This is a genomic window from Methylocapsa aurea, assembly GCF_000746085.1.
Taxonomy (GTDB): Bacteria; Pseudomonadota; Alphaproteobacteria; order Rhizobiales; family Beijerinckiaceae; genus Methylocapsa; species Methylocapsa aurea.
In genome coordinates this window covers 115,166-134,122 of the sequence record NZ_JQKO01000011.1, presented here as the reverse complement: position 1 = coordinate 134,122, position 18,957 = coordinate 115,166, and the positions used below count along the sequence as shown (strand labels likewise).

Below are 18,957 nucleotides of genomic sequence, written 5' to 3'. Positions count from 1 at the left end.
GTTAAATTTCGCTATCGCTTGGAGAAGGCGAAATTTAAAGAGAAGCCATGATCGATTCTCCCGAGCGTTCCGGCGCGGCCGAACCGGTTCGCACCCCCGTCATCGTCAATCAGGGCGGCCGCAAGCTCGGCGAGCGCTTGGCCGCGCATTGGTCCCGTCCGCAAATACTCGAACATCCCAAAGACGCGCCGGCCTGGGCGATCCCGCCGCATGCCGACGTTCTCGTCACCCAGCCCTCCGCCTGGAATGGGGCGGGACAAAGCCCACCGCCGGGCTGGCCCTTCGGCCTGCACTTCATTCAAGTGATCACGGCCGGCGTCGATCCCTACCCCTCATGGCTGTTCGAGGGCGCAATCGCCGCTTGCGCGCGCGGGGTCGCCGCCATTCCGGTCTCGGAATTCGTATTGGCGACGATCCTCGCCTACGAAAAGGATTTCGACGCCATCCGCATACATAGCCCCTCGCAATGGAAAATGCGGCCGCTTGGCTCCCTCCAGGGGCGTTGCCTCGGCCTTGCGGGCTATGGGGCGATCGGGCGGGCGATCGCGGTCCGGGCGCAGCCGTTCGGCGTGCGGATCGTCGCGTTGCGGCGCGGCTCCGGCCCGCTCGACGCCAATGTCGAGCCCGCATCGGATTTCGCCTCCCTCGTCGCCGAGGCGGATCATCTGGTTCTGGTCTTGCCGCTGACGCCGCAAACCCATCATATCCTCGATGCAGCCGCCTTGACCCACGCAAAAAACACGCTGCATGTCATCAATGTGGCGCGCGGCCCCCTCATTGATCAGGAGGCTTTGCTGGCGGCTCTCGATCAAGGCCGCATCGGCGCCGCCAGCCTCGACGTGACCGATCCCGAACCGCCGCCTGAAGGGCATCGTTTTTATGCGCACCCAAAGGTCCGGCTGACGCCGCACATTTCCTGGGGCGACGTTAAGGCCACCGATCGGCTGGTCGAAAAGATATTCGCCAATCTCGATCGCTACGCGCGCCGCGAGCCGATTGAAGATATTGTCGATCCAGCGCGCGGATATTGAGTTTGGCGCGACGTCTCGGCGATCTTCAAACGCCGAAGGACAGGTAGCGTTTTCGCATCGAAGCTTTCGAGCTGAGCCTCTATGGCCGCGCGCTCCGGCGCGCAGGCGGGCGCGCCAGCGCTCCCCGGCGCGTCCTTCAGGAAGCCTTCGACAAAACTTAACCGATCCTCGATCCCCTCCCGCATCGCCAGCAAAGCGAGCTGTCCGATCCGGTCGACCGCGACCCCAGCTCCTGTGACCGGCGAAGCCAGGAATTCAAAATGCGCGCCCAGCCGCGCGCGGAGCAGGACGGCGCGATTGAACGCGTCCGTCGCCTTCTCCCGCTCCCTCTCTCCATGCGCGGGCAAAGCGATCTGACAGGTCTTCTGCGCGACAAGAACCAGAAGGTGCTGGCGCAAATTGGCCCAGCCCATGGCTGCGATGCGCGGCTCGGCGAGGAGCTGTCCCACGCTCGCAGGGCCGGCGTCGAGGCGATCGAGGAGCGGCCCGTAGGTTTCCGGCGCGAGGGCGGCTTCCGCCAGCGTTCCCTTGACTGTCAGCGGAATATCCTGGGCGCGGGCCGTCAGCGCGAAGCGCAGATCCCGCCAGAGGTCCCAGGCGTTCTCGACGGGCTGAAAGGCGCCCTTGATATAGATGTCGCTCCTGAAATCCTGGTTGACGATGAGGTCCCGCAGCGATTCCTTGCGGATGGGGTCCTTGACCTGATTCAAGATGTACTGCTGCCGGTCGGTAAGGTTCAAGGGATCAAGATGATCGGCGATTTGGGCTGAGCCGACAAACTGCAGCTTGGCTTGCGCAAGCTCCCGGCTGACGTCGGCGGAGTGAAAAATCGTCCAGTTCGCGTTAAGAAATTCATGCGCAAGATAATTGCGCGGCAGAGTCTCCATCTGTCTGAAGCGCTCGATGACGCCGGGATTCGCATTAAGGCAGCGCGCGCCCATATCGCCAAGAAGCTTGAATATTTTGAAGAATTGATCGATCCGAACGTCGATCGGCTCCTGCGGCGCCCCCGCCGCGATATCGGCGAAAAGGCGCTGGATTGGAATCGACGGCGCCCAGCCAGGGTGACAATTATACGAAAGATATAAAATCCCGCCCGGACGAAGCTTCTCGCGCGCGATCTGCACAATCTGGGCCCGACTCTCCGCCGACACCCAGCTGTAGATTCCGTGCAGAGTTATAAAGTCGAATTCGCCGGCGCCGGGATCGGCGGCGAATTCCTCGAACGAGGCTTCGCTGAAATGGACATTGTCGACGCCGCCGGCGCGGGCCAACGCTTTTGCGCTGGCGATATGTCCCGGGTTGAAATCGATTGCCGCATATTCAATATGCGGATTGGCGGCGGCGATGACATTGGCCGAAAATCCCTGCCCGCATCCAAGCTCCAGCACGCGAAGCGGACCGCCATCGAGCCCCGGCGCGGCGACGCCTTTGGCCAAAGCCGCCAGCGCCAGATTTTGCGGCGCAAGGGCGCGGAAATAGCCCGCGCCGCAGCCGACTTCGGTGACGTAGCCAGCGGTCCAGTCCGTCATGAAATAGCCTTTCCAAAATTCGAGGCTCGAGGGGCGCGCCGGCGTTCCGAGGCCTTCCGCATACTCTCCCCGATCAAGCTGGCGGCGGGCTGGCGGGTGCTTCAGGGGCCGTTTCCGAAAAGCCCCGGCCTTGCGCGGCGGGATTGGCTCAACATATTGATCTGGAGTGGGCTTTTATCGATTAGACGAGACAGCCGGACGGATCGGCGCACTGGAGCGCTTCCCGATCAGATGGACTCAGGGGATCGAAAAGGAGCCGCTCAGAGTCGAAGGGTTAGCGCGCCGTTCGCCTGACCTTGAAAATGTTCTATACTGAAGCACTTCCGACCTCCCGCGTCGGTCAGTTTGGGAGCCTCAAACTTTGTTCGATGGTCTGCGATCGTCGCGTCTTGGCCGGAAAATCGCGCGGGGGCTGCTCGCCTTCGACGCCTATGTCGATTCGCAGCTCTACGCCAGCGGACAAAGCGCGCGCGAAAACTACGCCGCCTTTTCCGCCTTCATGGACCGGTTCCATATCGCTGGCTGGCGGCGCGTCCTCAATGAACTCGCCTGCGAAACAATGACGATCGGGATCGGCGTCGGCCTCGTCGCCCTCGTCCTGGCGGGTCCCGCCTTCCTGGAAACCTCGGACGATTGGCTGAAGCAGCAGGACCTCTCGGTGACCTTTCTCGACCGCTATGGCCAGGAGGTTGGGCAGCGCGGCATCAAGCACGACGATTCAGTCTCCTTCGATCAATTGCCCGAACATCTGATCCAGGCGGTCCTAGCGACGGAGGATCGGCGTTTCTTCGAACATTTCGGCATTGACGTGATCGGCACGATGCGCGCCCTGACCGTCAATGCGCGGGCGAACACCGTCGTCCAGGGCGGCTCCTCGATCACCCAGCAATTGGCGAAAAACCTGTTTCTGTCGAACAAGCGGACCTTGGAGCGGAAAATCAAGGAGGCCTATCTCGCGGTCTGGCTGGAATTCCGCCTACCCAAGCGCGAGATCTTGCGGCTTTATCTCGATCGCGCCTATCTCGGCGGCGGCGCCTTCGGCGTGCAAGCCGCCGCCGAATTCTACTTCGGCAAGTCGGTGCGCGACCTCTCGCTCGCCGAGGCCGCCATGATGGCCGGACTCTTCAAGGCCCCGACGAAATATGCGCCGCATGTCAATCTGCCCGCCGCCAGAGCCAGGGCCAACGACGTCTTGAACAATATGGTCGACGCCGGCTACCTGACCGAGGGGCAGATCTACGCCGCGCTCCGCAATCCGGCGACGGCGGTCGATCGCAACCGCGACGCCAGTCCCGATTGGTATCTTGATTACGCCTATGATGAAGTGAAAAAACTCGCCGAGGCGAAGAAGCTCGGCGACGATCGCGTGCTCACGGTGCGCACCGCCCTCGACGCCGGCCTGCAAAAGCACGCCGACGCGACCATCGAGGATCAATTGCGCCAATATGGGAAGGGCTATCACGCGAGCCAAAGCGCTATGGTGGTCGTCGAACCGCTCGGCGCGCTGCGGGCGATGGTTGGCGGCCGCGACTATGGCGCGAGCCAGTTCAACCGCGCCACCGACGCCCTGCGCCAGCCGGGCTCATCGTTCAAGCCTTTCGTCTATCTGACCGCGCTGATGACCGGCAAGTTCAAGCCCACGACCATCGTCGTCGATGCGCCGATCTGCATCGGCAATTGGTGCCCGCATAATTACGGCGGCTCCTATGCCGGCTCCCTGCCGCTGGTCAACGCCTTGGCCCGGTCGCTGAACACTGTCGCGGTCCGATTGTCGATCGCGATAGGCGACGGCAGTCCGAAAGCGGGCCGCGCCAAGATCATCGACACGGCGCGGCGGATGGGGCTGACGACGCCTTTGGTCGATACGGTCTCCTTGCCGATCGGCGCCGCCGAAGTCACCGTGGTAGATATGGCTTCGGCCTATTGCACCTTCGCCAATGGCGGCCTGCGCGCGCCGCCTTATTCGGCGGTCGAGATCGCCAACAGCCGCGGCGAGGTGATCTACCGGCATGATCGCGACGCCCCGCCGCCGCGCCGGATCATCGAGGCCGACACGATCGCCACGATGGACTCGATGCTGATGCAGGTGGTCCTCGCCGGCACCGCTCGAAAGGCCCAACTCGACAATATCGACGTCGCCGGGAAGACGGGGACGACGAATGGCTACAAGGACGCCTGGTTCATCGGCTTCACGGGAAACTATGTTGGGGCGATCTGGTTCGGCAATGACGACGACACCTCGATGAAAAACATGACCGGCGGCAGCCTCCCCGCAGCGACCTGGCACGAAGTCATGGCCTATGCCCATCAGGGCATCGAACTGAAGCCTTTGCCCGGCCGGCCGACCCCGGTCGCCGCGGCCGCTGAACCTTTGGCGGCCGGATCCAGCGCCGCCACGGACGGCGCGCATCGGCGCCCCGCCACATTATCCGTGCGCGCGGTCGAAGTCCTAGGCGGGATCGAAGCCGCGATGAAAGCCAGCGAAAAACAACGCCAGGAGGCCGGCCTCGTATCGCGTCCCATTGACGAAGGCGCCAAGGGCCGCGACAACGCTGTCGGGCGGGGCAAAGGCGCGGGCGGTGGGGGCTGAGCTTTGCCGTTGCCGCTGTCCGTGAGCAATCATGGACGCTATGCGGCGCCCCTGAAGCAAATTGCGAGCGAGCGTGGCGACTTTCTTCAAATTCCTTCTAGTCGGCGCCATAGGCTCCGTTCTTGGACTGGCCTTGACCTTCGTGACGATCCAGCGCGGAACCGGCTTTAGCGCCGTCAAGGCGGGTCCTTGGGTGGCCTATCCAAAGATTGGCGCCGGCGACGTCGACCCTTACGCGCGCGCCATGCTCGCGCATTCGGGCGAAATGGCCTTGGGCGCATCGGAAGGACTAAGCTTCGTCGCCCGCCGCGACAGCACCGGCGCGGCGCTCGACCCGGACTGTGACTACACGCTGACCGGCCAGCCGCCGAAGGCCCGTTACTGGACCCTGACTTTGCTGTCCCCGGCGGGTTTTCTCGTCGCCAACGCGGCGCAACGGCACGGCTTTACGTCGAGCCAGATCCTGCGCGGGTCGGATGGCGGATTCGAGATCGCGCTCTCGCGCCATGCGCGACCGGGCAATTGGCTGCCGATCGGCGAGGACGGCAAATTCATCCTTGTCCTACGTCTCTACGACACCGAACTCAGCGCGGCCACGGTTGCGCTCGACGCGACGAACCTCCCAAGACTCGTCAAAGGCGCTTGCCGATGAGCTGGCTCGATCGCTTCCTCGCCGGCCTGCTCTGGCTGCTTGGCGTTGTTTTCGTGGCGGGAATCGTCCATCTGGTCGCGATTTTCACCCTGCCCGGCCTCGAAGCGAATGATGCGTTCGGGCGGCTTTCGAAGCTGGCGAAGCCGGCCAGCCTGACCCTGCTGCCAAGCCCGCGCCCGGGCGCGCAAAACATGCCCTTCGAGGATCCCGCCTTGGCGCAGGGCGTCTGCCTGTTCGATCTTTCTCAACGCGCCCTGCGTCTCCATGGCGACGTCGACGCCGACCGGCTGCTCACGCTTTCGTTTCGCACGCCTGCGGGCCAGGTCTTCTATTCGATGACAGACCGGGGGGCCCAACATGGCAAGATCGACGTTCTGCTTCTCAGTCCGGAGCAACTCGAAACGCTCGAGGCTGAAGCCGACGATGAAGACGAGCCGCCCCAGGAATTGCGGCTTCTCTCCCCAACCCGCCAAGGAATTATCTTTATCAGCGCATTGGCTTCCCTCCCAAGCGAAAGGGCGGAGGCCGAGGAGCGGATCAAAGCCATTTCTTGCGAGGCGGAGGAAGCGCCCCAGGAGTAGCGCTCCTCGGTCGCATCTCAGGACGCTCGAAAGCGTCGGCCCCGGCCGGGCGCGGCCTCCGGGCAGGAGCATGATCGCATCACGGCGATGCGATTGTCGTTTACTTTCGCGCCTCGCTCAAATCTACTTGGAAATCGTATCCTTGGCGCGGCCAGAGCGCGACTTGCCTGGGCTCTTGCCGGAGGCTTTGTCCGCCGTCCTGCCCGCGCGTTTCGATGCCTTGCTGGGATCAATCGCGCGTTCGCGCCAGACGCCGTTGAAAAAGAGGATTGTCGCGGGCTGGATCGGCCCCGGACTCGGGCGCGGGGCGCCTTTCGCTACTTTGAAAGCTATGAGTTCGCCCATTGGCCTCGCCTCCAAACATCCATTTTGCCGCCGACAGAGGGCCAGGCCCAATTCGTCCGCAGACATCAAAATCTACCGCGCGCGCCTTGATAAAGTTTCAGAACCCAATGAAAAATCCCAACAAAAGCATCAAGGATTTCCCCAACGCGCAACCGGCAGCCAAATCTCCGTCCGTGACGCGGGCGGATTGCGAACTTTGGTCCACGAAGCGCTCACAGATCGCATGATAGATTGCACGTTCGGCGCCTTTCGAATGTGATCAATCGCACCTTCCTGAACGGCGGCGCCTATGAAACACATAGGCGCCGCCCTTGGTTGCGAATGGGCCGGGACGACGACGCGACTCTTTCGGGCCTCGCACCTCCAAATGCATCAATCGGGAAGAGAAGTTGCAGCCCTCTTGCGAAAAATCCTACGCCAAAACAGACGGACAGCCGGCAGTTCGATCCCGCTCAAAATGGCCCTAGAGCGCCTTCGGCTTCGGCGGAATCAGAAAGCAGCGCTAGAGCCGGATGATTTTGGACGGAATCGCAAGGCGATCTCGTCCAAAGTCTGAATCCGCCTCTTCTCAAAGAGTTAGAGCATGATGTCGTCCGAAAACCGGTTTCCACTTTTCGGCATCATGCTCTAGGTCCTTGTTTTATCGCATTTTCTTAACGCGAACCGGTTTCCACTTCGCGCGAAGATGCTGTAGACTTTAAAGAAACTGGCTAAGGCCAGGAATCGCCGCGGCGACTTGGCCAACGCGCTCGTCGCCAGCCTTTTCGCGAACAAAGGCGAAGACCTCTTTGCCAGTCGCCTGCATCTGGCCCATGCCGAGGCCAAGCGCGGTAAGCCGAGCGGCGAGTCCCATGAGGCCGCCTCCCATCATGCCGGCGAGGCCGCTCAGCGCGCCGCTGCTGTCCGCAGCGGTCGCCGCCGCCTCCGCCGCACCGGGAACGCTTGCAAATAATTCGTCGACCTCGGCTTGCGGCCCTTCCTTGCGAAGAAAGTCAAGAATGACCCCGACCGCCTTTCTGGCGACCTCCGGCTCGCTGCCCGAGGCGGCAGCGATGCGCGCAATCAATTCATCCATTTGAGCCTCTTTCATGCTCCGCGTCTTCGTCCTATCGCCGTTCACCCGCATCGGAGTCCGCTTCGCCTTGAAACGCCCCAGCGACTCCCGCACTTGCCACCTTGGCTGGGAGAAAATCAAGGCGCGCTCCGTTGCGAAAAATCTGCTGGCGAGGCGATCGCACGTCGTCCCATAATGGCTTTTGTCCTTTTGTGGTTCCCAAGAGCTAAGGAAAGCCGGATGGCCGATGACCCCGCACAGGCTCCTGGCCGCATTCTCGTCGGCAAGGGCGATCGATACGAGCACCTCCTTCTGGCGCTCGGCAACCGCCATGGCCTCATCGCCGGCGCGACCGGAACCGGCAAGACCGTGACGCTGCAGCTTCTCGCAGAAGGGTTTTCACGCGCAGGGACGGCGGTTTTTGCCGCCGATGTCAAAGGGGACCTCGCCGGAATCGCGATGCCCGGCGAATCGAAGCCGCATTTCATCAAACGGGCCGAGGATATCGGGATCGCCTATGCGCCTGACCATTTTCCGGTCGTCTTTTGGGATCTTTTCGGCCAGCAGGGCTGCCCGATCCGCGCGACCATATCGGATATGGGGCCCTTGCTTCTCGCCAGCCTTCTCGAGCTCAACGAGATTCAGGAAGGCGTCCTCAACATCGCCTTCAAGATCGCCGACGAAGCCGGGCTTCTTCTTCTCGATCTCAAGGATCTGCGCGCAATCCTGCAGCACCTCGGCGAAAATGCATCGGCCCTGACCAAGACCTATGGCAATGTCGCGCCGGCGACGATTGGCGCGATCCAGCGCCAATTGCTGGTGCTCGAAAATCAGGGCGCGGCGGCGTTTTTCGGCGAGCCGGCGCTCGACATCAACGACTTCCTGCGCATCGGCCCCGATGGGCGCGGCGCCGTCAACTTGCTTTGCGCCGACAAATTGATGCGCTCGCCGCGTCTCTACGCGACGTTCCTCTTGTGGATGCTATCGGAATTGTTCGAGCAATTGCCCGAGGTCGGCGATCTCGACAAGCCCAAACTCGTTTTCTTCTTCGACGAGGCGCATCTGCTATTCAACAAGGCTCCCAAGAGCCTCCTCACCGCAGTCGAGCAGGTCGTCCGCCTGATCCGCTCGAAGGGCGTCGGCGTCTTTTTTGTCACGCAAAATCCGCTTGACGTGCCCGACGCCGTGCTAGGACAACTCGGCAATCGGGTGCAGCACGCGCTGCGCGCCTTCACGCCGCGCGATCAGAAAGCGGTTCGCGCCGCAGCCGACACATTCCGTCAGAATCCTGCGTTCGAGACGGCTGCGGTCATTACCCAGCTGGGCGTTGGCGAAGCCCTGGTCTCGATGCTTGACGCCAAAGGGACGCCTGAAATCGTCGCGCGGGCGCTGATCGCGCCGCCTTCAGCGCGGGTCGGGCCGATCAGCATCGAGGAACGCCAGGCGCTGATGCGGGCAAGCGGATTTTCCGCCAAATATAAGGCGACGATCGACAGGAAGTCGGCCTTCGAGGATTTGCAAGAGGACGGCAACCGGCTCGATCGAACCGCCGCGACTCCTCCAGACGCCACATCCGAACAGCACGCGGCGGGCGGATTTCTTGGTTCGCTCGCCGGGGCCATCGGCGGACTTTTCGGCAGTTCTCCGGGGGGCAAGCGGCAACGCATGTCGACCGGAGAACTCATCGTTCGTTCGGCGGTCCAGTCCGCCGCGCGTTCGGCTGGAACCCAGATCGCGCACGCTATCGTGCGAGGCCTTCTTGGCGGCCGGTCGAAATAGCCTTCGAGCCCTTTCCGATTCAGCGGAATTGGAAAGCAACTCTAATTTCCTATTCCATCGCATTTTCTTGACGCGAGCCGGTATCCACTTCGCTCGAAAATGCTCTAGAGCCGGATGACTTTTGATGGAATCGCAGCGCGGTTCCATCAAAAGTTTGAATCCCCCTCTCATCAAAGAGTTAGAGCATGATGTCGCCCGAAAACCGGTTTCCACTTTTCGGCATCATGCTCTAGTTGACCGGAACGCCCGACGCGGCGCTCAATTGCCTCATCAAGGCCGGCGTGAGTTCGCCGCGCACCGGCAATTTATGGTCGCGCTCATAGCGTTCGATGGCCTGCCGCGTCGCCGCTCCCGCCACGCCATCGGCCTTCAGCACATAGCCCAATTTGATGAGCGCCCGCTGCGCCGCCATCACCGCTTTGCTCGGCTCAGCCGATGTCTTGGCGGCGGGCTCGTGAGCCGGCGTCTTCAACAATTGAGAAATCGGGTCGTGCTGGCGCGGCTCCGCAGCCTCGCCCGGCGCGGCTGGGAGCGCCGGATGCGGAGCGCGCTCGACTGGTTTGTCGGCCGCAGGATTGGCGGGCGCCGCCTTTGGCGCGGAGCGTTGCGCCGGAGCGCGGGCCGTCTCGGCGATCGATGGCTCCTTCACGCGCGGAGCCGGGACCGTGCGCCCGAAAAGAGGCGCCGGATGACGAGTCTTTTGCAAGGTCAGCGCATTGACCAGAATGCCGCAGATGGCCGCGACGGCAAGGGCTCCTGCGAACCAAATGGCGTAGCGCCGGGTTCGCCGCGCCGAGCGGCCTGAGCCGCGCCGCTTCACCGCGGTTATCTTGTCTCTCAATCGCTTCGATTTCGAAGCCGGTTCGGCCAGAACGAAATCATGATCGGCGGCAGCCAGAGCTTCACGCAATTTTCTTCACCATCATTTGCTGGAATAGGTCGCGCTCGTCTTCGCCTCTGCAATAGCGCGGGATCGTTTCGATCTTGACCGAGGCGCGCATCTTGTCGATGGAGCGCCGGCAGTCGACCGGCAGACGGACCAGAACGCAGGTCCCCTTGTCCGGCTCGCTGGCGAGCGCGATGGCGCCCCCTTGAAGGCCAACAAGGCCGCTCACGATCGAAAGGCCAAGGCCTGTTCCCTCGAATGGACGGTCAAGCGAGGCTTTGACTTGAAAGAAAGGATCGCCGAGCCGCGCCAGATCGCGGGCGTTGATGCCGATGCCTGTGTCGGCGACAAGGATCAAAAGCGAATTTCCCTCCAGTCGCGCGCCGATGCTGACGCTGCCCTTGGCGGGGGTAAATTTAACCGCATTCGAAAGCAGGTTGATCAAGATCTGCTTGAAGGCCCGCTTGTCGCCGATGATGTCCTCAAGCCCTTCGGGATAGGCGCGCTGCAGCTCGACGCCGGCCTCTTTGGCCTCGAGCTGGACCATTTCACAGCAGCGATCGATCAGCGGTCCGATCGAAAAAGGTTCGGGCAGGAGATCGAAAGAGCCCGACCGAATCTTCGACAGGTCGAGAATCGAATTGACGACGGCGAGAAGATGCTGCCCGGATTGATGGATGATCGCGGCGTATTCGCGTTGTTTGGCGGGGTCGCTTGGGGCCAGTTGAGCGTCGCTGAGGATTTCTGAAAATCCGATGATCGAATTCAGCGGCGTGCGCAGTTCATGGCTCATATTGGCGAGGAAATGATCTTTGGAAAGGCTCGCGTCCTCCGCGCTCGCGCGGGCGGCTTCAAGCTCGTCCTGGCGCAGCTTGGCTTTGGTGACGTCGCGAAAAATGGCGATCGCGCCCTCGCCCGGCCTCCCCCGGCGCTGGGCGTTTGCGTCTTCGCTCCAGCGGCTCGCGCGCATGTCCAGCCACAGAAAGACCGGCTCGGCGTAAGCTCCCCGATCGACCAGCGCGGACGTGCGCAGACGCAAGGTCGTATGGACCGGTGCGGCGCCGTGGCTGGCGTCGGCAATGGCCTTGAGAAAGGCGGGCCTGTCGGCGACATGAACATGTTCGAAGAAGCCGCGCCCCATCAGCTCCCCCGGCGGCAGGCCGAACAGGCTCTGGCAATTCCGGCTGAGCGAGGTCACCGCGCCTGACCGATCATGGGTGACGACAAGCTCGCCGACCGTCTCAATCAGGACGCGGAAGCGCTCGGCCTGGAGCTGCTCCGCCGACGAGCGCCTGACTTGAAGCCTGACAAAGCCTATTGCCGCCGCCGTGGCATAGGCAAGCGCCGGAGCGACGAAAAAAGCGGCGCTGGCCATGCCCGCCGGGGCGCCGGAAAACCCGAGGGCGTCAGCCGCGGCGAGCGCGAGAACGGCCAGGATGGCGAAGCCGCCGCTAAGGCCGACAAGGACAGCGTTCAGGGTGAAAATGCTGTCGAGCGGCGCGAGAACCAGCCAGGCGAGCGCAGTCTGGTCCGCAGCGCCCGCACCGCAAGCGGCCGTCAATCCCGCCGCAATGAGGGCGAAGGTGGAGATTGCCTCGGCCGCAAGCAGCCGGCCCGTGGCGGAGAGAAAGGCGATGGCGCCAAGCGGCGCGATCAGCCAGACGAAGACCAGCGCCTCAAGAAGGGTCGGCGCGCCATGCAAAGCAAGGTAGAGGGGCGCCGCCGCCGCCGCCGCGAGCGAACTCGCCAGCCGGCGCAGGATGAAGCTCTCCTGGCGCGCCCGCTCGATCGGACGCGTCAAGGCGTCCGGATGGACCAAATTGGCGATCTGGCCTTCGAGGCTCAGAGAATAACCCAAAACCCTCTCCGCGCTGCGCTGCGCCAAAGCATGTTCTTTGAGTAACGCGATCGAGGTTAAGCGATCGGAACATGCTCTATTTCTTGGATCCGGACATTTCCGTTGCGAGCGGATCAGTCGATCTGCTCGGGAAGCGCGCCAGCTCCAGCAGCCCATTTGACAAGGAGGAGCGTGCCAGACGCATATTAAGGCGGCCCTAAGCGGTGCCGGCCCTGGCCCCTCGGATCCGCGCCAAAAGCACGAAATCGCAGGCGCCCGAAGCGGGCAAATGGCGCCATGGTATAGAAATCGTTGCGATTTAGCCGCGACTGGGCGAACAGCGATCTTTATTGACCGGTTTCGGGCCGTCGATTGCGGCGGATCTTAATAAAGGGCGCGTAAAAAGGCATCCAGAGTCCCATCCGAGACTGATCGATGCTTTTTCTGATTCGCTCCGCCTTCTGGTTGACGATTGTCTTCGCCTCCATGTCTTGGCCGGACGATGTCCCGCAGCAGATTTCATCGGCGGCCACAAATCTTCCCAAGACGCAGGAAATCCTGACCCGGACGCTCGTCAACGCCCGCGCAGGGATCGGCAAGGCCTGTTTCGAGGCGCCGGCGGCTTGTTTGGAGGCGGCGGCCCGCCTGAGCCAAATCGCGGGCGACAAGCGCGAAGGCCCGCTCAAGGCTCCGCTCGACCGTCTGGAGCATGTTCGGTAATCGACTTTTTCGATCAGAGCGCGTTTCAACACATTAGAATTAAAGCGCGTCTCTAAACCAGCACCCGCTTTGAGGGGGCGGCGGCGCGTCGCTGCAAAGGCCCAATTTGGCGCTGGTCGGAAAAATGCATGGCGCTGGGCGCGCCTCGCGAGGGGAGCGTTTTTGATAGCTCCGCGCGCGCCGCGCCGCTATAAAGACAGATCAACCTCTTTGCCCTTCGGACAGCTATGAACCTCGACGACATCATTGAGAACTTCAACTATCTCGACGAGTGGGAAGACCGCTACCGCTATCTGATCGAACTTGGCCGCATGCTCGAGCCGCTGGACGAGGCCGCGCATAATGATGCGAACAAGGTTCTTGGATGCGCCAGCCAGGTTTGGCTGGAAACCCGCATTGCGGCGGGCGATGCAGGAAGCCCGGTCCTCAATCTGAAGGGGGACAGCGACGCCCATATCGTGCGCGGGCTTGTCGCTCTCGTGCTGGCCCTCTATTCCGGCCAGCCCGCCGCCACGATCCTGACAACGGACGCCCAGGATCTGTTCCAGAGCCTCGGACTTTCGGCGCATTTGACGCCGCAGCGCTCCAATGGCGTGCGCTCCATGGTCGAACGGATCAAGACAGACGCCCGCGCCGCCGTCGCCGCGCACGCCTGACGCGGCGACCCCTTGTCCAATTTAAGGGCGAAGGGGGACTTCGGGTCTGGTTGTTGGACAACGCCAAGCGTTGGACTGGCGCACTTCAACTCGCCAATAAGCGCGTCGGAAGGAGCTCTCGCGCCAGCTCCAAAGATCTTTCCGGTCCGCTGAAATGAGAAATCGGCGAACTCTTTGCTTTTCGCGCTCGCATCAAGCGAGCCGGTCTCCGCTTCGGCTGACGCGAACGCGGTCTGGAAAAGCAACAGACTTTTTAGGGAAGATCATGCGTCAGAGCGAAAAGATCAACCGCATAATCGCTTCGCTTTGAAGCAATCATGCTCTGACGGATCGGCGTAATAAAAGCAGATCTTAGGCGCCCTGCGCTGCAGCGAAACCGCATGAACAGGCCAATGGCCCAATCCTGACGCTTTGCCCCGCGCCTCAAAACCGCTTCGGCCCGCCAAATTCAAAGAGCCAGCCACTTGTTTAGCCCCGATCGATGGGAGTTATCCGTCGATCGGGATGCTAGCGCACGCGCCGGCGCTGCTGCCCGAGGCCCATTTGTTTGGCGAGATTGGAGCGCGCCTTGGCGTAATTTGGGGCGACCATCGGGTAATCGGGCGCCAGACCCCATTTCTCGCGGTATTCGTCCGGCGACATATTGTATTGCGTGCGAAGATGCCGCTTCAAGGACTTAAACTTTCGTCCGTCCTCGAGACAAACGAGAAAATCGTTGGTCACCGATTTCTTGGCGGGCACCGCCGGCTTTGGCACTTCGACCGCAGCGACCACAGTCCCCGAGGTAACGCGCAGCAATGCCGAGTGAACCTCATTGATGAGCGAGGGAAGATCGCTCGCCGGCACTGAATTGTTGCTGACATAGGCCGACACAATGTCGGCGGCCAGCTCTATGTAACTGTTAGAACCCGACGTCTCGCTCATAGCGCTCAATATCCCGAGTAGAAGGCGCCACCGATGGAATGTGGGTCAAAGAGCGACCCCATGGTTTCCGCATGTGGCGGCAAGACCCCACCAAACAAAAGTTCCTTTAAGCGACCTTCGCGAATCGACCCGTAAGAACATTTTTCTTTTCTAAGACCGAATCTTCGTATCTGCAAGTAGCTATGAACTCACTTTATTGTTTTCAAGAAAAAAAACCTTCTTCACGCCGATTCGAGCAAATGAACGCAGAGCTGATAAAGGCGGCGTTACAGATTGATTGTCCTGGCGCGCGAGGGATTCCTCCCCATATGACTGATCGCGCAGTTTGAGGATCGCGGCCCCGCAAGACGGCTTGCCGATGGCGCCGCCCTTGGAATAGTTTGCAGCGATAGGAGCGAAGCCATGACAAAGGATGCGGCCAAGGAGAAGATCTCGAAAAGCGAGGCCGAATGGCGCTCTCAACTTACGCCAGAGCAATTTGAAGTCGCTCGCAAACACGGCACCGAGCAGGCCTTTACCGGTCCGAACTGGGATCAGAAAAAGCCGGGGCTCTATTCCTGCGTTTGCTGCGGCGAGCCCCTGTTCGACGCCAAGACTAAGTTCGATTCAGGCACCGGCTGGCCGAGTTTCTACGGGCCGGTGGCCGAGGACGCCGTCGAGGCGCATGAGGACAATTCGCATTTCATGCGCCGCACCGAAGTCCGCTGCGCGCGGTGCGAGGCGCATCTCGGCCACGTCTTCCCGGACGGGCCGAAGCCGACCGGCTTGCGTTATTGCATGAACGGCTGCGCCCTGAAATTCACCCCCGCGGACGCCTGATCATGCATTCTTCTCTCGCTTCTCTCGTCGCCGCGAGCCTCGCCCCATGACTGGGCAGGCTCCTGACAATCCGCCCTCGCCCCCGCCGGCCATCCCCAAACAGGTGGAGCAAAGGATAGTGCATGGCGTCGCGCTGAGCGACGAATACGCCTGGCTGAAGGCGGCGAACTGGCAGGAGGTCCTGCGCGACCCTGCTGCGCTTCCGTCCGACATTCGCGCCGTAATCGAGGCGGAGAACGCTTTCGCCCGGACGGTTCTCGCTCCGGAGGAAGGTTTGCGGGCAACCCTCGTCAAGGAGATGCGCGGCCGCATCAAGGAAGACGACGCGGAGGTTCCTCTCCCCGACGGTCCCTGGCTCTATTATTCCCGCCACAGGGAAGGCGGCCAGCACCCGCTCTTCTGCCGCGCCACGCAGGCAGGCGGCGAGGAAGAGATCCTTTTGGACGGCGACGAGCAGGGCGCCGGCAAGAGCTTTTTCGAGCTGGGCGAGGTTCGCCATTCGCCCGATCACGCCAAGCTGGCCTGGAGCGTCGACGAGAAGGGCTCGGAGCTCCATTCCATCCGGGTCCGCGATCTCGCCCTCGGAACGGATGGCGCGGAGACCGTCGTCGATACCGATGGCGGCTTCGTGTGGATGGCCGATTCGAGCGGTTTCTACTATGTGCGGGTCGACGAGAACCACCGACCATCCGAGGTCTTCCGGCACGTCGCCGGAACCGATCCCGCGAGCGACGTCCTCATCTTCGAGGAACGCGATTCCCGCTGGTTCCTGCATGTCCGGCGCAGCCAGTCGGGCGCCTTCGCGATCATCGTCGTCAGCGATCACGATTCATCCGAGTGCCATCTGCTCGATCTTCACGATCCCGCCGCGAGGCCCCGCCTCGTCGAGCCGCGCGCGGCGGGGCTGCGCTATGAGGTCGAACATCGCGGCGACAGGCTCTATTTCCGCACCAATGCCGATGGCGCCGAGGATTTCAAGATCGCCAGCGCCCCCTTGGCGACCCCTGGCAAGGCTTTCTGGGTCGACGAAGTTCCTCACCAGCGCGGCCGGATGATCGTGAAGGCGGCGCTCTATCCGGATTATCTCGTGCGCCTCGAACGGGAGGCCGGACTGCCGCGCATCGCAATCCGGCATTTCGAGAGCGGCGCGGAGCACGCCATCGCCTTCACTGAGGAGGCCTATCATCTTAGCCTCGGCGAACGTCTCGAATATGAATCCCGCGAGCTGCGATTCACCTATTCGTCGATGACGACCCCAAGGGAGACCTACGACTATCATTTCGCAACCCGTGAACGCCGCCTGCGCAAGCGGCAGATCGTGCCCTCCGGTCACGATCCCGCGCAATATGCAACGCGTCGGCTGTTCGCGATCGCGGCGGATGGCGAGGAGGTCCCGGTCTCGCTCCTCCACCGGGCCGACTTGCGCCTCGATGGCTCCGCGCCCGTTCTGCTCTACGGCTATGGCGCCTATGGCTCGCCGATGCCGGCGTCATTCAGCGCCAACCGCCTCTCCCTGGTCGATCGCGGATTCATTTACGCCATCGCCCATATCCGCGGCGGAACGGACAAAGGCTGGCATTGGTATATTGACGGCAAGTTAGACAAAAAACCCAATACATTTGCCGACTTCATCGCGGCGGCCCGGCATTTGATCGCGGCCGGCTACACCAGCCAGGGACGAATCGTCGCCGAGGGCGGCAGCGCTGGCGGCATGCTGATGGGCGCGGTCGTCAACATGGCGCCCGAGCTTTTCGCCGGGGTGATCGCCGACGTGCCTTTCGTCGACGTCTTGAACACGATGCTCGACGCCGACCTGCCGTTGACGCCGCCCGAATGGCTCGAATGGGGCAATCCAATCGAGGACAAAGCCGCCTTCGCGACGATCCGCGCCTATTCGCCCTATGACAATGTCGCGGCCAAGCGCTATCCGCCAATTCTCGCCCTTGGCGGCCTCACCGATCCCCGCGTCACCTATTGGGAGCCGGCCAAATGGGTGGCGCGCTTGCGCGAGCGGATGACCGGAGGCGGCCCGATCCTCTTGAAGACGAATATGGGCGCCGGGCATGGCGGCGCGTCAGGACGGTTCGAGCATCTCGAGGACATAGCCCTGCAATTTGCTTTCGCCTTGGCCTGCGTCGAAGGACGCTACGCGGCGACGCCTGAACCCGCTTTGGCTTGAGACGCGCGACGACCCCGGCCGAATTCATTGGGCTTCGATAAAGGCTTTGAGTTCCGCCATGGACTCGAAATGGAAAGCGCCGGCCGCCGATTGGGCGTCGATCGATCCATCGGCATACATGACATAGGACGTGCCTTCGGATTGATAGCGCCCGACGATGGCCGGCTTGCCTGCGTCCTGGAGCGACGGGCCTGATGACGCAGGCTCTGCGGCGGCGTCCGACGCAGCGTCGGACGAGACCTGCCGCCGCAGGAACTGCGGCCCAACCGAGAGGAAATCTCCTTCGGAGACGGTGACTGGCGCGCCGGTCTCGGCGGGCGGCGCGCGGGTTTCCGCGGGCGACGCATAGGTCTCCCTCGGGAGCGCATTGATCGCTGGCGGCGCCTGGTCGGCGCTCGTCGCCTCCTCGATTTTCGCGCGCGCAATGAAGGGGGCGGCGATTGGCGCCGTTCCGGCTACCCCGCCTTCTGGCGCATTGGCGCCCAAGCGACGCAGCGGCGTGGGTTCGACCGGGCGCGGGCTATCGACCTCGTCAATGGGCGCGCCGACGGAGCGACCCGGCTCCGCGGCGCCGCCAAAAACGCGCTCCGGCGCCGCCTCGGCAAGCGGTCCCCGCAGGGCTCCGGCGGCCTCTTGCGCGCCGGAAGCGCGCCTGGCCTGCGTCGACGATGCATTCTTAAGCCGTTCGGCGACGACCCGGCGCACGTCCTCGATCGACGCGCGCGAGATGTTCGGAGAAGCACTGGGCGCGATATCAGGAAATTCTGGCTGCGGCGCTGCTTCGGCGCGCTCGCGATAAAGGCCCGCAGTTGCCGCGGGCGGCGCCGAGGCATTCTGATCCGCTTCGCTGAGATGCCCGACATGGGTCGCGCTGAACGGCGCGCTGCTCCAGGGATCCCCCGAAGGCGGGAACGCGAATTGTTCCGCATCGACGGCGGGCGCATCGTCTAGGCGCGGCAGGCTCTCCTCGCGCCCAGACCCGCTCTTGCCCTTAACCGGCTTGAGTTGATTTTTCGCGACAAGCAAGGCCTGTAACTTGGCGAGACGGCGCAAGATGAACGCGAGCGCGATCGTCACGACGCCGCAGGAAAGCGCCATCGCGCCGGCGATGACGCTGGCCCAGCCGCGCTCGACCGCGATAATTCCATAGCCGAAATAGATGGCATAGGCGCCGCAAGACGAGAGCAGGAGCCCGAGGCCGAAAACAAGATAGCTCATTTTCCCCTATCCACGCGTTGTTTCCTGTCGAGGGCCGAGCCGATTGGCCAACGCGCCAAGCTAGCTGCAAAACAAGCGCTTGCAAATTCCTCCGGCCTCAAAGGCCGGCCAGACTGCGCCGCCTTAATCGCAAATGATATAATATGACACAACT

16 protein-coding genes are annotated in these 18,957 nt (G+C 62.5%); 9 read left to right on the top strand and 7 right to left on the bottom strand.

The features are described from left to right. Positions 1-47: 47 nt before the first annotated feature. Positions 48-1,031 (top strand): NAD(P)-dependent oxidoreductase, encoded by a 984-nt coding sequence (locus DL86_RS09250; RefSeq protein WP_036260558.1) that lies wholly within the window; start codon positions 48-50, stop codon positions 1,029-1,031. Here DL86_RS09250 and DL86_RS09245 read toward each other — a convergent pair. Then, positions 977-2,563: a class I SAM-dependent methyltransferase gene (locus DL86_RS09245; RefSeq protein ID WP_051953066.1), complete on the bottom strand. Its 1,587-nt coding sequence runs from the start codon at positions 2,561-2,563 to the stop codon at positions 977-979. The two genes, DL86_RS09250 and DL86_RS09245, sit on opposite strands and share 55 nt — an antisense overlap. A 361-nt stretch (positions 2,564-2,924) precedes the next feature. Here DL86_RS09245 and DL86_RS09240 point away from each other — a divergent pair, with 361 nt between their 5' ends. The 3 genes from DL86_RS09240 (at position 2,925) to DL86_RS09230 (ending at position 6,386) form a co-directional block, all read left to right on the top strand. After that, a complete protein-coding gene (locus DL86_RS09240; RefSeq protein ID WP_051953064.1) occupies positions 2,925-5,153 on the top strand; it encodes a transglycosylase domain-containing protein in 2,229 nt (742 codons plus the stop codon). Between the two features lie 73 nt (positions 5,154-5,226). Then, complete coding sequence (locus DL86_RS09235; protein ID WP_036260557.1) at positions 5,227-5,805, top strand: DUF1214 domain-containing protein; 579 nt, start codon at positions 5,227-5,229, stop codon at positions 5,803-5,805. After that, a complete protein-coding gene (locus tag DL86_RS09230; protein WP_051953062.1) occupies positions 5,802-6,386 on the top strand; it encodes a DUF1254 domain-containing protein in 585 nt (194 codons plus the stop codon). The genes DL86_RS09235 and DL86_RS09230 overlap by 4 nt, the downstream gene beginning before the upstream one ends. A 123-nt stretch (positions 6,387-6,509) precedes the next feature. On the opposite strand, the gene DL86_RS19770 is transcribed toward DL86_RS09230, so the two are convergent. Beyond that, positions 6,510-6,731, bottom strand: coding sequence for a hypothetical protein (locus tag DL86_RS19770; protein ID WP_156964554.1), 222 nt, complete (start codon positions 6,729-6,731; stop codon positions 6,510-6,512). A gap of 697 nt (positions 6,732-7,428) precedes the next feature. Further along, on the bottom strand, positions 7,429-7,806 hold the full coding sequence (locus tag DL86_RS09220) for a DUF2267 domain-containing protein (protein ID WP_036260640.1): 378 nt from the start codon (positions 7,804-7,806) through the stop codon (positions 7,429-7,431). Between the two features lie 219 nt (positions 7,807-8,025). Between DL86_RS09220 and DL86_RS09215 the strand changes: the two genes are divergently transcribed. Continuing rightward, a complete protein-coding gene (locus tag DL86_RS09215; protein WP_036260551.1) occupies positions 8,026-9,564 on the top strand; it encodes a helicase HerA-like domain-containing protein in 1,539 nt (512 codons plus the stop codon). 229 nt (positions 9,565-9,793) lie between these two features. Here the strand turns inward: DL86_RS09215 and DL86_RS09210 are convergent, their stop codons facing one another. Further along, complete coding sequence (locus tag DL86_RS09210) at positions 9,794-10,474, bottom strand: peptidoglycan-binding domain-containing protein (protein ID WP_036260549.1); 681 nt, start codon at positions 10,472-10,474, stop codon at positions 9,794-9,796. After that, positions 10,467-12,308, bottom strand: a complete 1,842-nt coding sequence (locus DL86_RS09205; protein WP_162180414.1) for a PAS domain-containing sensor histidine kinase — start codon at positions 12,306-12,308, stop codon at positions 10,467-10,469. The genes DL86_RS09210 and DL86_RS09205 overlap by 8 nt, the downstream gene beginning before the upstream one ends. A 414-nt stretch (positions 12,309-12,722) precedes the next feature. Between DL86_RS09205 and DL86_RS09200 the strand changes: the two genes are divergently transcribed. Together DL86_RS09200 and DL86_RS09195 are read left to right on the top strand one after the other, a co-directional pair. Next, positions 12,723-13,007, top strand: a complete 285-nt coding sequence (locus tag DL86_RS09200; RefSeq protein WP_036260548.1) for a hypothetical protein — start codon at positions 12,723-12,725, stop codon at positions 13,005-13,007. A 227-nt stretch (positions 13,008-13,234) separates the two neighbouring features. Then, positions 13,235-13,663, top strand: coding sequence for a SufE family protein (locus DL86_RS09195; RefSeq protein ID WP_036260546.1), 429 nt, complete (start codon positions 13,235-13,237; stop codon positions 13,661-13,663). Between the two features lie 507 nt (positions 13,664-14,170). Here DL86_RS09195 and DL86_RS09190 read toward each other — a convergent pair. After that, a complete protein-coding gene (locus DL86_RS09190) occupies positions 14,171-14,587 on the bottom strand; it encodes a Ros/MucR family transcriptional regulator (RefSeq protein WP_036260544.1) in 417 nt (138 codons plus the stop codon). A gap of 402 nt (positions 14,588-14,989) precedes the next feature. Between DL86_RS09190 and msrB the strand changes: the two genes are divergently transcribed. Together msrB and DL86_RS09180 are read left to right on the top strand one after the other, a co-directional pair. Continuing rightward, entirely contained in the window at positions 14,990-15,406 is a 417-nt protein-coding gene (gene msrB, locus DL86_RS09185) for a peptide-methionine (R)-S-oxide reductase MsrB (RefSeq protein WP_036260542.1), read from the top strand. A 46-nt stretch (positions 15,407-15,452) separates the two neighbouring features. Continuing rightward, complete coding sequence (locus tag DL86_RS09180) at positions 15,453-17,585, top strand: S9 family peptidase (RefSeq protein ID WP_036260540.1); 2,133 nt, start codon at positions 15,453-15,455, stop codon at positions 17,583-17,585. Between the two features lie 24 nt (positions 17,586-17,609). Here DL86_RS09180 and DL86_RS09175 read toward each other — a convergent pair whose 3' ends face one another. After that, positions 17,610-18,803, bottom strand: a complete 1,194-nt coding sequence (locus DL86_RS09175; RefSeq protein ID WP_036260538.1) for a hypothetical protein — start codon at positions 18,801-18,803, stop codon at positions 17,610-17,612. Positions 18,804-18,957 lie beyond the last annotated feature (154 nt).